We start from the raw sequence: 14867 nt of genomic DNA, 5'->3' as shown, positions 1-14867 counted from the left end.
GGGGAATTGTGTCGTACACAACGGTGGGAGCGAGCCTGCTCGCGAAGGCGATAGAACATTCACTCCAGGTTTCAGCCAAGCAACTCACTCATGGCAATGATTTGCTCCGCCACCTGGATCAGCTTCTGCTGGCGGCTCATGGCCTGGCGGCGCATCAGGGTGTAGGCCTCTTCTTCGTTGCAGTCCTTCATTTTCATCAACAGCCCCTTGGCCAACTCGATACGCTTGCGCTCGGCCAGTTGCTGGTCGCGGGCGTGCAGTTGCGCGCGCAGGGCCTGGTCGCTTTCGAAACGGGCCATGGCCACGTCGAGAATCGGCTGCAAGCGTTGTGCGTGAATGCCTTCGACGATGTAGGCACTGACCCCGGACTTGATCGCCTGGCGCATCACATCGGGGTCGTGTTCGTCGGTAAACATCACGATCGGCCGTGGCTGGTCGCGGCTCACCAGCACCACTTGCTCCATCACATCGCGGCCGGGTGACTCGGTATCGATCAGAATCACGTCCGGACGCACCATTTCGACGCGTTCGGGCAGGTCGATGGTCAGCCCGGACTCGTCGATCACCTCGAAGCCGGCTTCGATCAGGGCCGCTTTCAGGCGCCCGACTTTTTTCGCGGTGTCGTTGATCAGCAGGATACGCAACATATTCGCAGTCTCCTGTCAGCGGCTGGCGATAAGGGGCGAGCTGTCGCTCATGGCATGCAGTTTGAAGCTGCGGGCGTAGACGGCCGGATCAGACCCGTCCCAGACCCTGCCGTCGATCAGCTGGCTGCTGCGCATTGTTTCGCCCGCAGAAGCGACTCCGACGGCACTGGCAGCCTCTCGATACAAGTCTAGTTGCTGGACCTGACGGGCCACCGCGAGGTAATCCGGATCGTCGCGCAACAACCCCCAGCGACGGAACTGGGTCATGAACCACATGCCATCGGACAGGTACGGCAAATTGACCTCGCCATCAGCATGGAAACGCAAGGCGTGCGGGTCTTGCCAGCGATTGCCGAGACCGTCGGCGTAGTCACCCAGCAGACGCGGTTCGATGCAGTCGAGCGGGGCGTCGAGGTACTGCGGTGCGCTGAGCAATTGCGCGGTGCTGCGGCGGTTTTCGGCGCTGTCTTCGATGAAACGGCTGGCTTGCAGGATTGCCATCACCAGCGCCCGGGCGGTATTGGGGTATTGCTCGACGAAGGCGCGGGTGCAGCCCAGGACTTTTTCCGGGTGATCGGGCCAGATGGTCTGGGTCGTCGCCAGGGTAAAACCGAGATCCTGTTGCACCGCGCTGGCGGACCAGGGCTCGCCGACACAAAAGCCGTCGATGCGGCCCGCTTGCAGGTGCGCGACCATTTGCGGCGGTGGCACCACCACGCTGTCGACGTCCTGCAACGGATGAATGCCCTGACTGGCGAGCCAGTAATACAGCCACATGGCGTGGGTGCCGGTGGGAAAGGTCTGAGCAAAGGTTAGTTTTGGGCGAGTTTGGTGCACGTGTCGGTGCAGTGCCTCAGGACCGGTCACGCCCAGGCTCTGTAAACCGTGGGAGAGGTTGATGCTCTGGCCGTTCTGGTTCAGACCCATGAGCACGGCCATGTCGGTCGCGGCCACGCCACCGATGCCCAGGTGCACGGCATAGATCAAGCCGTAGAGGCTGTGGGCGGCGTCGAGTTCTCCGCTGACCAGTTTGTCCCGCAAATTGGCCCAGGACGGCTGGCGCTTCAGGTTCAGGGTCAGGCCGTAGGGCTGGGCGAACCCCTGGGTGGCGGCAACCACCACCGAGGCGCAGTCGCTCAGGGCCATGAAGCCCAGATTGATTTCGGTCTTTTCCGGGGCATCGCTGCCATTGACCCAGGCCAGAGGGCCGGCTGACGGTTCGTTCATCGCGTGTTCACCTTGCAAAAAAAAGCGTCGTCCCGGGTCCTTGCACACGCAAGTCCGGGTGACGACGCCATTGTCCTGGCACTCATCCCGTCGTTGGCATGGGTGCTGATGACTGAGCGGGTGCAAGGCATATGCCATCGCCGGCTGTTTTTCTCTTGCGCCTCGCCTGTGGACCTGTGCCCGGCTATAATCGCCGCCACTTTTCGCCGCCCTGAGTCCAACCCGCCCATGTACACCCTGGCCCGTCAGCTGTTGTTCAAACTTTCCCCGGAAACTTCCCACGATCTGTCCCTGGACCTGATCGGCGCGGGCGGGCGCCTGGGGCTCAACGGCTTGCTGTGCAAGGCACCGGCGAAGATGCCGGTGAATGTCATGGGCCTGGACTTCCCGAATCCGGTGGGGCTGGCGGCCGGTCTGGACAAGAACGGCGCGGCTATCGACGGCTTTGCCCAGTTGGGTTTCGGCTTTGTCGAAATCGGCACCATCACCCCGCGCCCGCAACCGGGCAACCCAAAGCCGCGGCTGTTCCGTCTGCCGGAAGCCGAGGCGATCATCAACCGCATGGGTTTCAACAACCTCGGCGTCGATCACCTGCTGGCCCGCGTGGCGGCCGCCAAGTACAAGGGCGTGTTGGGCATCAACATCGGCAAGAACTTCGATACGCCGGTCGAGCGTGCGGTCGACGATTACCTGATTTGCCTGGACAAGGTCTACGCCCACGCCAGCTACGTGACGGTCAACGTCAGCTCGCCGAATACTCCGGGCCTGCGCAGTCTGCAATTCGGCGACTCGCTCAAGCAGTTGCTGGCCGACCTGGCTGCACGTCGCGCGGAACTGGCGCTGCGTCACGGTAAACACGTGCCGCTGGCCATCAAGATTGCCCCGGACATGACCGACGAAGAAACCGCCCAGGTCGCCCAGGCATTGATTGAAACCGGTATGGACGCGGTCATCGCGACCAATACCACCCTGAGCCGCGTGGGCGTCGAAGGCATGGAGCATGGCGACGAGGCGGGCGGTCTGTCGGGCGCACCGGTTCGCGACAAGAGCACCCACACTGTGAAGGTGCTGGCGGCCGAGCTGGGCGGTCGCTTGCCGATCATCGCGGCGGGCGGCATCACCGAAGGCAAACACGCGGCCGAGAAAATCACCGCGGGCGCAAGCCTGGTGCAGATCTATTCGGGTTTTATCTACAAAGGCCCGGCATTGATTCGCGAGTCGGTCGACGCTATCGCCGCCCTGCGCTGATCCCTGTGGGAGCGAGCCGGCTCCGGGCGGCGTTCCGACGAAGTCTACCTGTCAGGCGGCATCAATGTCGGATCTGATGGCCTCTTCGCGAGCAGGCTCGCTCCCACAGGTGCGTTTGTTGCTTCAGGTTGAGGATTCAGTAGGCATAAAAAAGGGCTCCTCGAAGGAGCCCCTGGGCCGTAGCCCGCCGTCCGGATGGGACGTGCGTGGTTAATTCGTAGCGTAATCAGATTGTGTGTCGGAGTGTGTGCCCTGTGTTAGCCGACGGCGTGAAGTTCGTTGAGTCTGTGGATTCCCGCAGTGCCGGTCATACCGTCCCAATTGTCGCCGCGTCCTTCTCGCCAGCCGTTAATCCAGGCTTGGCGTACCGACGGTAGAGTAAATGGGCAAAGCTCACGGGATTTGCCACCAACGCCATATTGATATCCGCGCAAAAATGCTCTTTCCAACGGATCACGCTTAAGTCTTCTCATAGGGTGTAGCCCTCACTTGTTGACTGTTTTTATCGCGTCGACCTCAATCGAGGTCAGGCAGAAAAACTCTGCCGTTGGGGGCTCGCTGCCGGCGTGGCGAGCCAAGGTGTTGACGTCATTGCGGCGCCAACCTGTATTGAGTTCTAACCAATGCGTCACATCGAGGGAATGATCGTTTTGTCATAAGCACGTAACCGTTAATGTGGTATGGCCATAAGTAACACGATGTTCGCCGCGTATTTATTGATCAAAGCCCTGTATGATCGGCCCCCCCGCAGGATGAAGGGGTTAATCCTTTGGTGAGAATGTCTCGCGTTGCAGTGGGGATTATTCGACGAAGGGTCGACTTATGACATTTTGTTGCACCAACTTTTTTATCTGTCCTTGCATCTAAGCTCTTTTAACCCGAGCAGCAAGGGTGGGACGGCACACCTTCGTGCCACGCGGGCGCTCTTCGAGAAAAGCGCCTGATTGAAAACCGGGCCGGCAATGCGTTGCCAGCTCACTCAGCCAAAGGCACAGAAATCCTCATGTCCGATCGTTTCGAACTCTTCCTCACTTGCCCAAAAGGCCTTGAAGGCCTGCTCATCGAGGAAGCCGTCGGGCTTGGCCTTGAGGAAGCACGTGAGCACACCTCTGCCGTACGCGGCATGGCCACCATGGAAACCGCTTATCGCCTGTGCCTGTGGTCGCGCCTGGCCAACCGGGTGCTGCTGGTACTCAAGCGTTTCCCGATGAAAGACGCCGAAGATCTCTATCACGGCGTACTCGACATCGACTGGCAAGACCATATGCTCAATGACGGTACCCTGGCAGTCGAGTTCAGCGGTCATGGCTCGGGTATCGACAACACTCACTTCGGTGCGCTGAAGGTCAAGGACGCCATCGTCGACAAACTGCGCACGCCGCAGGGCGACCGTCCGTCCATCGACAAACTCAACCCCGACCTGCGCATCCATCTGCGTCTGGACCGTGGCGAAGCCATTCTGTCCCTCGACCTGTCCGGCCACAGCCTGCACCAGCGCGGTTATCGCTTGCAGCAAGGCGCGGCGCCGCTGAAGGAAAACCTCGCGGCAGCGATCCTGATCCGTTCCGGCTGGCCACGTATCGCGGCCGAAGGCGGCGCGCTGGCGGACCCGATGTGTGGTGTGGGTACCTTCCTGGTTGAAGCGGCGATGATCGCCGCCGATATCGCGCCGAACCTGCGCCGCGAGCAATGGGGTTTCACCGCCTGGCTCGGCCACGTGCCGGCGCTGTGGAAAAAACTCCATGAAGAAGCCGCCGAGCGCGCCGCCGCCGGCCTGGCCAAGCCACCGCTGTGGATTCGCGGTTACGAAGCCGACCCGCGCCTGATTCAACCGGGTCGCAATAACGTCGAGCGTGCCGGCCTGAGCGAGTGGATCAAAATCTACCAGGGCGAAGTCGCGACGTTCGAGCCGCGTCCGGACCAGAACCAGAAAGGCCTGGTGATCTGCAACCCTCCCTACGGCGAACGTCTGGGTGACGAGGCGAGCCTGCTCTACCTCTACCAGAACCTCGGCGAGCGTCTGCGTCAGGCCTGCCTGAACTGGGAAGCCGCGGTGTTCACCGGCGCGCCAGACCTGGGCAAGCGCATGGGCATCCGCAGCCACAAGCAGTATTCGTTCTGGAACGGCGCCTTGCCGTGCAAACTGCTGTTGATCAAAGTGCTGCCGGATCAATTCGTCACCGGCGAGCGTCGCACCCCGGAACAGCGTCAGGCCGAGCGTGAGCAGGCTGAATATGATCAGGCGCCGAGCGAGCCGCAAGAGCGCAAATACAACAAGAACGGCAATCCGATCAAGCCAACTCCGGCCCCCGCGCCGGTGGTCGAGCAGCCTCGCCTGAGCGAAGGCGGGCAGATGTTTGCCAACCGCCTGCAAAAGAATCTCAAGGGCCTGGGCAAGTGGGTCAAGCGTGAAGGTATCGACTGCTACCGCGTCTACGATGCCGACATGCCGGAATACTCCATGGCTATTGACCTGTATCAGGATTGGGTCCACGTCCAGGAATACGCCGCCCCCAAATCCATCGATCCGGAAAAAGCCTCGGCGCGCATGTTCGATGCCCTGGCCGCGATTCCGCAGGCGTTGAACATCGACAAGAGCCGCGTGGTGGTCAAGCGCCGCGAGCGCCAGAGCGGTACCAAGCAGTACGAGCGCCAGGCGGCGCAGGGCAAGTTTGTCGAAGTGAACGAAGGCGGCGTGAAGCTGCTGGTGAACCTCACCGATTACCTCGACACCGGCCTGTTCCTCGACCACCGGCCGATGCGCCTGCGCATTCAGAAAGAGGCGGCCGGCAAGCGCTTCCTCAATCTGTTCTGCTACACCGCTACCGCCAGTGTTCATGCGGCCAAGGGCGGCGCGCGCAGCACCACCAGCGTCGACCTGTCGAAGACCTATCTGGACTGGGCACGGCGCAATCTGTCGCTGAACGGTTTCTCCGACAAGAACCGTCTGGAGCAGGGCGATGTGATGGCCTGGCTGGAGGCGAGCCGTGACGAGTACGACCTGATCTTCATCGACCCGCCGACCTTCTCCAACTCCAAGCGCATGGAAGGCATTTTCGACGTGCAGCGTGACCAGGTGCAATTGATCGACCTGGCCATGGCACGGCTGGCAACCGGTGGTGTTTTGTACTTCTCCAACAACTTCCGCAAGTTCGAGCTGGAGGCCAATCTTTCCGAGCGTTATGCGATCGAAGAGATCACCGCCCAGACCATCGATCCGGATTTTGCGCGCAATGCCAAGATCCACCGCGCGTGGAAAATCACGGCCCGTTGATGTTGGCCCCCTGTAGAAGCGAGCCCTGCTCGCGATGGATTCGAGAGCACCGCGTACATCCAGGAAGTACGCGTTATCGTTATCGATCATCGCGAGCAGGGCTCGCTCCTACAGCGCTGGTCAAATTAGTGGCTAATAGCTATAACTCAACTCAAGGCCAAAGGGCTTTCCCGCACCTGGCGTTCTGAGTTGTATTTATGTCGTTGCACGCCGTGCGCCCAAAAATCCTGGGTTTTATCCGCGAAGATGTCTCGGCCTGGCTGGTCGCGCTTCTGGTATTGCTTGTCGGCGGGATTCTCACGGGATTACTGGCCTGGTCGACACTCAACCTGTTTCACCATCAATTGCGGCAACGTTTCCAACTGCTGGCCAGTGAACGTTACAGCCGTATCGAAGAACGTTTTGAAGATCAGGAGCAGCGCCTCGATGGCCTGCGCCGGTTTTTCGCCAATTCCGATTCGGTTTCCCGAGAAGAATTCAACGGCTACACCCTACCTCTGTTGCACCGCACCCAGGCGTATTCATTCGCCGAACGGGTCAGTGGCGATCAACGGGCGGCGTTCGAGCGCCGTGTAAGGGGTGAGGGGCTGAGCGGTTTTACCCTGCGCGAACTCAATGCCGACGGCCAACTGCAATTGGCCGCCGAGCGGGATGAGTATGTGGTGGTGCTGTACAGCCAGACACAAAGCAAACTCGGCGCGCCGCTGGGCTACGACTTGCTGGCCCAGCCGATGCGGCGCGCCACCCTCGAACGGGCCGACCGGCATGGGCGCATGGCGGTGTCGCAACCGATGCACCTGGTCAGCATCGAACCGGCCTATGCGCGAGGCGTGCTGCTGGTCGCGCCGGTCATGCTGCGCAATCAGGCGGATGGCGCCTCCGGCAAACCGTTCGGTTATGTGATGGCAGTGATCAGCATGCGTCAGTTGCTGGCCGATGGCTTGCCGGAGTCGGGCCGTGATTATCTTTCGGTGCGCATCCTCGATTTATCCACCGATGAACAACACGAAGTACTGTTCGAGTCGCCGAACGCCCCCGCCGTCAGTGAGTTGTCCGCGACCCGGCTGTTGCGACTGGCCGATCACGATTATCAAGTCGATATCCAGCCCAGCGAAACGTTCTTGCAGGCCAACCATTCATCGGTGACCACCCTGGTGGTACTCGGAAGTTTGCTCAGCGTGCTGCTCAGTGCCTTGCTTTACGTATTGGTCAGTCAGCGTCAGCGAGCGCTGAAAATGGTCGAGCAGCGGACCGAGGAACTGCGCGCCCGCGAACAGGAACTGCGCGGCACCCACGGTCAGTTGCGCGGGGTGTTGAATGCCGCCACTCAGGTGGCGATCATCGTCACGGACCTGCGCGGTGTGATCAGCACCTTCAATGCCGGCGCCGAGCAAATGCTCGGCTACGCCGCCGCCGAAGTGGTGGGGCACATGACCCTGGAAAACCTGCACTTGCCCCGGGAGCTCGCCGCACGTTCGGCCGAGTTGAGCGCGCGATTCGGCAAGCCGGTGCCGACCTGCCACGCGATGTTGGTCGAGAACAGCATCGAGGGCGGGCACGAAGCGCGGGAGTGGACGCTGGTGCGTGGCGATGGCAGCCATTTGATGGTGAACATGCTGGCCACTCCGGTACTCGACGAGCAAGGCCTGTGGGTTGGACACCTGGCGGTATGCATCGACATTACCGAACGCAAGCGGGTGCATGAGGCGTTGGCTGCTCGGGACCTGCTGTTGAAGAAACTCAGTGCCCATGTGCCCGGCGGGATTTACCAGTTCAAGATGGAGTTCGACGGTCGCTTCAGCGTCATTTATGCCAGCGACGGTATTCGCGAGATCTACGAGCTCGAACCGGATGTGTTGCTGCTCAATGCCGAAGCGATCTTCACGCGCATTCATCCTCAGGACACGACTCGTGTCCGTGCGTCGATCCGGGCTTCGGCGGATACCCTCAGCCCCTGGCGCGAGGAATACCGCGTGCAACTGCCCCAGCGCGGCCTGCGCTGGGTCCGCGGCGAGGCGACGCCGGAGGAACTCCCCGGTGGCGGCGTACTGTGGCATGGCTACATCTCGGACATTTCCGACATGAAGCGGGTGGAAGAAGAGCTGCGCGCGCTGTCGGTCACCGACGCCCTGACCGGTATCCACAACCGCCGCTATTTCCAGGAGCGCCTGACCGGCGAGATGGCCCGGGTGGAGCGTGGTGGCGGCGAGCTGTCGGTGATCATGCTCGACATCGACCACTTCAAACGCATCAATGACCAGCACGGCCATGCCGTGGGCGATCGGGTGTTGCAGGCGGTGTGTGAGCGCATTGGTCAACGGCTGCGCCGCACGGATGTGTTCTGCCGTCTGGGCGGCGAAGAGTTCATGGTGCTGTGCCCGGACATCGGCGGCGAACAGGCCCATCTGCTGGCGATGGAATTGTGGCAAAGCCTGCGCAATGCACCGATCGACGAAGTGGGGGTCGTCACGGCCAGTTTCGGGATTGCCAGCTGGCGGGTCGGCGAGGGCGCGGATGCGCTATTGCTGCGCGCGGATTCCGGGGTTTATGCGGCGAAGCAGGCGGGAAGGGATCGGGTGCAGGGGGAGATGAATTAAGTCTGTCTATACACACAAGACCTGTGGGAGCCGGGCAAGCCCGGCTCCCACAGGGGGCTGTGGTGTCTTATGGAACCGAAGCCGTCTGCGGCGTTTTCGGCTGACGATACAGGTCCAGCAGCACCTGATCGAGTACCGACGATGCGCCGAACGGGGCCTTGTCGTTGAGGATCGCCACCACGGCCCAGGTATTGCCGTTGACGTCGCGGCTGTAACCGGCAATCGCCCGCACGGTGTTCAGGGTCCCGGTCTTGACGTGGGCTTCACCCCGCATCGCGGTGGTCTTCAGGCGTTTGCGCATGGTGCCGTCGGTACCGGCAATCGGCATCGAGCTGATGTACTCGGCGGCGTAAGGGCTGCGCCACGCGGCTTGCAACATCGAAGCCATTTCCCGGGCACTGACGCGCTCGAAGCGGGACAGGCCGGAGCCGTTCTCCATTACCAGATGCGGCGCAGTGATGCCTTTCTTGGCCAGCCACTGACGCACCACGCGCTGGGCAGACTTGGCGTCGTCGCCGTCCGCATCGGTGCGGAACTTCTGGCCGAGGCTCAGGAACAGCTGCTGGGCCATGGTGTTGTTACTGTATTTGTTGATGTCGCGGATGATTTCCGCCAGGTCCGGCGAGAATGCCCGAGCCAGTACCTTGGCGTCTTTCGGCGTTGGCGCCAGAACGTCCCGGCCTTGAATGCTGCCGCCCAGTTCTTTCCAGATCGCGCGCACGGCACCGGCGGTGTAGGTCGCATGGTCGAGCAGCGACAGGTAGGTCTGCGAGCTGCAGCCTTCGCCCAATTGACCGCCGACCGTGACGGTCACGCTGCCATCGGCCTGGGTTACCGGGTTGTAACGCACACCGCCGGTGCACTGTTTGGAATTGAGTGCTTTGACCTGATTTTCGATGCGGATGCTGGCAATCGGCGGTTCCACGGAAATCAGCACCCGACCGCCATCGTTGCGGGCAACGAAGCGCAGGGCCTTGAGGTTGACCAGCAACGCATCGGGCTTGACCAGGAACGGCTTGTTCTCATCGTTGCCGTCGTCGTTGAACTCGGGCAGTTGCGGTTGCACGAAGAAGTTTTTATCCAGCACCAGGTCGCCGGTGACCTGAGTCACGCCATTGGCGCGCAGATCGCGCATCAACAGCCAGAGTTTTTCCATGTTCAGCTTCGGATCACCGCCACCCTTGAGGTAGAGGTTGCCGTTGAGGATGCCGCCGCTGAGGGTGCCGTCGGTGTAGAACTCGGTTTTCCACTGGTGGTTCGGGCCGAGCATTTCCAGGGCCGCGTAGGTGGTGACCAGTTTCATGGTCGAGGCCGGGTTGACCGATACGTCGGCGTTGAAAATGGTCGGGGTGCCCGGGCCGTTGAGTGGAATCATCACCAGCGACAGGGCGTTGTCCTGCAACTTGCTGGCTTTGAGGGCTTTTTCAACGTTGGGCGACAGCGCGGTGTTGATCGGTTCAGCGGAAACGGGGAGGGCCAGCGGGAAAAGGAGGCCAGCCAGCAGCAGTGGACGCAACGATTTGATCATGTGAAATAAAACCCTACAGCCGAGGGGGAAAAGACGAGGGCATGAAAATGAAAGCCCTCAGCGGTCATGAAAGTGTCGGCATTATGCCCCAAGGTGTCGTGGCTTGTGCCGTGCCTTGGTCTTGTTATCGGCTATTTTTTTACCGGCGGTAGGGTGCGCGCCGTTCAGAGGCAGGCAATCGGCGGCTTAAACTGCTAAAGTGCCGGCCGTTATTACTTAAGAGGATTGTTCCAATGGCGACTAACCGTTCCCAGCGTCTGCGCAAAAAACTGTGCGTCGATGAATTTCAAGAGCTGGGTTTCGAACTGAACCTGGATTTCAAAGAAGATTTGGCTGATGAAGCCATTGATGCTTTCCTCGATGCGTTCCTTAAAGAAGCCATGGAAGCCAACGGCCTGGGTTATGTTGGCGGCGACGACTACGGTCTGGTTTGCCTGCAGAAGCGTGGCTCGGTCAGCGCTGAACAGCGCGCTGCCGTTGAAGCCTGGCTCAAGGGCCGCACCGAGCTGACCAGCGTTGAAGTCAGCCCGCTGCTGGACGTTTGGTACCCGGAAAAGCCGATCAATCAGGCTTAAAAGCAGTTGCAAGCTTCAAGCTGCAAGCGGCAAGTTAAATGCGCTTGAAGCTTGAAGCTTGAAGCTTGAAGCTTGAAGCTTGAAGCTTATAGCTGCTTTCTCCAATTCAGAATCACCAACGTCACCACCCCCGCCACAATTCCCCAGAACGCAGAACCGATCGAAAACAGTGTCAGCCCCGATGCCGTGACCATGAAGGTGATCAGCGCCGCCTCACGTTCCTTTACATCGCTCATGGCGATGCTCAAGCCATTGATGATCGAGCCGAACAACGCCAGAGCGGCAATCGACAGCACCAGTTCCTTGGGCAGTGCGGCAAACAAGGCCGCCAGCGTCGCGCCGAACACCCCTGCGATCCCATAGAAAACTCCGCACCAGACCGCTGCCGTATAGCGTTTGTTGCGATCTTCATGGGCATGCGGTCCGGTGCAGATCGCCGCGCTGATGGCCGCGAGGTTGATCCCGTGGGAGCCGAACGGCGCCAGCAGCAACGAAGCGATACCGGTGGTGGTGATCAGCGGTGAAGCCGGCACGCTGTAGCCGTCGGCACGCAACACGGCGATGCCCGGCATGTTTTGCGAGGTCATTGCCACCACGAACAACGGGATGCCGATGCTGATCGTTGCGGCGAAGGAGAAGTGCGGCGTGGTCCAGACCGGCGTGGCCACTTCCAGCCGAAAACCGCTGAAGTCCAGCAGTCCCATGAACCCCGACAACGCGGTGCCGATCAGCAACGCGGCCAATACCGCGTAGCGCGGTGACAGGCGCTTTACTACCAGATAGGTGAAAAACATCCCAAGTACCAGCGCGGTCCGATGCTGGGCGGCGACGAAAATTTCGCTGCCGATCTTGAACAGGATCCCCGCCAGCAGCGCCGCCGCCAGTGACGCGGGAATTTTTTTCATCAGCCGCTCGAAGCTGCCGGTCAAACCGCAGATCGTCACCAGCACCGCGCATGTAATATAGGCCCCGATGGCTTCGCCATAGCTCACACCGCCCAGGCTGGTGATCAGCAATGCCGCGCCCGGGGTCGACCAGGCGATGGTGATCGGCGTGCGATAGCGCAACGACAGGCCGATCGAGCACACCGCCATGCCGATGGAAATCGCCCAGATCCACGAGGAAATCTGCCCGCTGGTCAGGCCCGCCGCTTGCCCGGCCTGGAACATCAGGACCAGGGAACTGGTGTAGCCGGTCATCATGGCGATGAAGCCGGCGACGATGGCCGAAGGGGAGGTATCGGCCAATGGGCGCAGTTGGGTGTGCGTGGCGTCGTTCATGACAGCGGTGTTCCTTATACGTATGAAGATGTCCGCGGTTTAAAACGTAAAGGATGTCCCCGGTTTCTACCCTGGCAAGCCAGCTCCCACAGGGGGCGGTGTTAAGCCACGGATTCTGCGATCAAGCCTAAACTCAAATGTAAGCAGGCGTTGCTATACAGCAGAAGCGACAAACAGCCGTACAGTCGTGTTGCCACCATCCATTGTGTACAATTGCAGTGTTTTTTACGCGATACTTGCCAGCGACCCACTGTGCCGTATTACAGTCACGGTCAATTCGCCGCAGTTCTCCCGACTCGAGTGCCCATGAACGAACAGTTGCAACCCCTCAAGAAACAACCGCGAGCAGGCAAAGCCGGCCGCAGCGGTACCCAGGACGATATTGTCTACGCGCATATCTTCGAGGCCATCCTCGAACAGCGTCTGGCGCCCGGCACCAAGTTGAGCGAAGAAGCGCTGGGGGAAATTTTCGGGGTCAGCCGCACCATCATTCGCCGCGCGCTGTCGCGCCTGGCCCATGAAGGCGTGGTGCTGTTGCGTCCGAATCGCGGCGCCGTGGTAGCCAGCCCGAGCGTCGAAGAGGCGCGTCAGGTGTTCATGGCCCGACGTCTGGTAGAGCGTGCGATCACTGAGCTGGCGGTACAACACGCCACCGCCGAGCAAATTGCCGAGTTGCGCCAGATGGTCAACGACGAGCGCGACAGCTTCTCCCGCGGCGATCGGGGTGCCGGCATCCGCCTGTCGGGCGAGTTCCACCTGAAACTGGCCGAGGCGGCGAAAAACGCGCCGTTGATCAGTTTCCAGCGCAGCCTGGTGTCCCAGACGTCGCTGATCATTGCCCAGTACGAAACCGGTAACCGTTCCCACTGCTCCTACGACGAGCACACCCAGTTGATCGATGCGATCGAAGCGCGCAACGGCGAGCTGGCGGTGGACTTGATGATGCACCACATGGATCACATCGACAGCAAACTCAACCTCGACGAAGAAAGTGCGTCGGATGATTTGCATGCGGTGTTTTCGCATCTGTTGCAGACCAAGAAGCCGGGGCGGTCGCCGGCGAAAATCTGACAGACCGCGGCGCCGCCATCGCTGGCTTGCCAGCGATGGCGGCAGGACAGGCAAAAAAAATCCCCCGGGCTGTACAGCGACGGGGGATTTTTTATGGGCGCAAACTTTTACCGCTGATGCACCAGATTCCCCGCTGCATAGGTTTGCAGCACCGTCCGGTCATCCCCCAGGGTCATCAATACAAACAACGTTTCGGCAATGTTATTGGCCTGCTTCAAGCGATACCCGAGCAACGGCGTAGCGTTGTAATCCAGCACCAGGAAGTCGGCGTCGGTGCCCGGTTGCAGGTTGCCGATCTTGTCTTCCAGACGCAAAGCACGAGCGCCGCCGAGGGTTGCCAGGTACAGCGACTTGAACGGGCTCAGGCGCGCACCTTGCAGTTGCATGACCTTGTACGCCTCGTTCAGCGTTTGCAGCAGAGAGAAACTGGTGCCGCCACCGACGTCGGTGCCCAGGCCGACATTGAGTTTGTGCTTCTCGGCCATCGGCAGGTTGAACAGACCGCTGCCCAGGAAGAAGTTCGATGTCGGGCAGAAGGCAATGGCAGAGCCCGTCTCGGCCAATCGTGCGCACTCGTCGTCGCACAGATGCACGCCGTGGGCGAACACCGAGCGCTCGCCGAGCAACTGATAGTAATCGTAGACGTCCAGGTAGCCTTTGCGCTCCGGGAACAGCGCCTTGACCCACTCGACTTCCTTGAGGTTTTCGCTGATGTGGGTCTGCATGTACAGATCCGGGTATTCACTGAGCAACTGCCCCGCCAGGGTAAGCTGTTCCGGGGTGCTGGTCGGTGCGAAGCGTGGGGTGACCGCGTAGTGCAGGCGACCCTTGCCGTGCCAGCGCTCGATCAGCGCCTTGCTTTCGACGTAGCTGGATTCGGCGGTGTCGGTCAGGTAGTCCGGGGCGTTGCGATCCATCATCACCTTGCCGGCGATCATTCGCAGGTCCAACTGCTCGGCGGCTTCGAAGAACGAGTTCACCGACTGCGGATGCACGCTGCCAAACACCAGTGCGGTGGTGGTGCCGTTGCGCAGCAATTCCTTGATGAAAATGTCCGCGACTTCATCGGCATGGGCCTTGTCGGCGAACTGGCTTTCGCACGGGAAGGTATAAGTGTTGAGCCAGTCCAGCAGTTGCTCGCCGTAGGCACCGACCATGCCGGTTTGCGGCAGATGGATGTGGGTGTCGATGAAGCCGGGGGTGATCAGCGCGTCCTGATAATGGGTGATTTCGATCTCGGCGGGCAGGGTCGGCAACAGCTCGCTGGCGTGACCAAGGGCGCTGATTTTACCGTTGTCGACCACCAGCAAGCCGTCTTCGAAATACTCGTAGGAGGCTTCGATACCCACTTCAGCGGGGTCGGCAATGCTGTGCAGGATGGCGGCGCGGTAGGCTTTGCGAGTCAGAGGCATGGGATTCC

The 14867-nt window shown here is 60.7% G+C and carries 11 protein-coding genes; 5 read left to right on the top strand and 6 right to left on the bottom strand.

Annotation, left to right across the window (positions count from 1 at the left end; genetic code table 11):
- Positions 1-71 precede the first annotated feature (71 nt).
- Positions 72-647, bottom strand: coding sequence for an ANTAR domain-containing response regulator (locus tag FFS64_RS20570; RefSeq protein ID WP_137806928.1), 576 nt, complete (start codon positions 645-647; stop codon positions 72-74).
- Between the two features lie 15 nt (positions 648-662).
- The gene (locus tag FFS64_RS20565) at positions 663-1874 is read right to left on the bottom strand and encodes a CmpA/NrtA family ABC transporter substrate-binding protein (protein WP_137806927.1); all 1212 of its coding nucleotides are present in this window, start codon (positions 1872-1874) and stop codon (positions 663-665) included.
- A gap of 228 nt (positions 1875-2102) precedes the next feature.
- Here FFS64_RS20565 and FFS64_RS20560 point away from each other — a divergent pair, with 228 nt between their 5' ends.
- Entirely contained in the window at positions 2103-3122 is a 1020-nt protein-coding gene (locus FFS64_RS20560) for a quinone-dependent dihydroorotate dehydrogenase (RefSeq protein ID WP_137806926.1), read from the top strand.
- A 257-nt stretch (positions 3123-3379) separates the two neighbouring features.
- On the opposite strand, the gene rmf is transcribed toward FFS64_RS20560, so the two are convergent.
- Entirely contained in the window at positions 3380-3595 is a 216-nt protein-coding gene (gene rmf / locus FFS64_RS20555) for a ribosome modulation factor (protein ID WP_003223300.1), read from the bottom strand.
- Between the two features lie 530 nt (positions 3596-4125).
- Between rmf and rlmKL the strand changes: the two genes are divergently transcribed.
- Positions 4126-6396, top strand: a complete 2271-nt coding sequence (gene rlmKL, locus FFS64_RS20550; protein ID WP_137806925.1) for a bifunctional 23S rRNA (guanine(2069)-N(7))-methyltransferase RlmK/23S rRNA (guanine(2445)-N(2))-methyltransferase RlmL — start codon at positions 4126-4128, stop codon at positions 6394-6396.
- Positions 6397-6593: 197 nt separating this feature from the next.
- Positions 6594-8993 carry a GGDEF domain-containing protein gene (locus tag FFS64_RS20545; protein ID WP_137806924.1) on the top strand — a complete coding sequence of 800 codons (2400 nt, stop codon included), beginning with the start codon at positions 6594-6596 and terminating at the stop codon, positions 8991-8993.
- Positions 8994-9060: 67 nt separating this feature from the next.
- Here the strand turns inward: FFS64_RS20545 and dacB are convergent, their stop codons facing one another.
- Positions 9061-10521, bottom strand: a complete 1461-nt coding sequence (gene dacB, locus FFS64_RS20540; RefSeq protein WP_137806923.1) for a D-alanyl-D-alanine carboxypeptidase/D-alanyl-D-alanine-endopeptidase — start codon at positions 10519-10521, stop codon at positions 9061-9063.
- Positions 10522-10754: 233 nt separating this feature from the next.
- Here dacB and FFS64_RS20535 point away from each other — a divergent pair, with 233 nt between their 5' ends.
- On the top strand, positions 10755-11096 hold the full coding sequence (locus FFS64_RS20535) for a YggL family protein (RefSeq protein WP_046042876.1): 342 nt from the start codon (positions 10755-10757) through the stop codon (positions 11094-11096).
- 86 nt (positions 11097-11182) lie between these two features.
- Here FFS64_RS20535 and FFS64_RS20530 read toward each other — a convergent pair whose 3' ends face one another.
- Complete coding sequence (locus FFS64_RS20530) at positions 11183-12376, bottom strand: benzoate/H(+) symporter BenE family transporter (RefSeq protein ID WP_137806922.1); 1194 nt, start codon at positions 12374-12376, stop codon at positions 11183-11185.
- A gap of 306 nt (positions 12377-12682) precedes the next feature.
- On the opposite strand from FFS64_RS20530, the gene FFS64_RS20525 reads away from it, so the two are divergent.
- Positions 12683-13447, top strand: a complete 765-nt coding sequence (locus tag FFS64_RS20525) for a GntR family transcriptional regulator (protein ID WP_095197301.1) — start codon at positions 12683-12685, stop codon at positions 13445-13447.
- 107 nt (positions 13448-13554) lie between these two features.
- Here the strand turns inward: FFS64_RS20525 and guaD are convergent, their stop codons facing one another.
- Complete coding sequence (guaD, locus tag FFS64_RS20520; protein ID WP_137806921.1) at positions 13555-14859, bottom strand: guanine deaminase; 1305 nt, start codon at positions 14857-14859, stop codon at positions 13555-13557.
- Positions 14860-14867: the final 8 nt, after the last annotated feature.

The organism is Pseudomonas sp. G(2018) (genome assembly GCF_005502415.1).
Lineage (GTDB): Bacteria > Pseudomonadota > Gammaproteobacteria > Pseudomonadales > Pseudomonadaceae > Aquipseudomonas.
The sequence above is the reverse complement of the archived record's forward strand: the minus strand, read 5'-3'. Positions and strand labels throughout refer to the sequence as shown.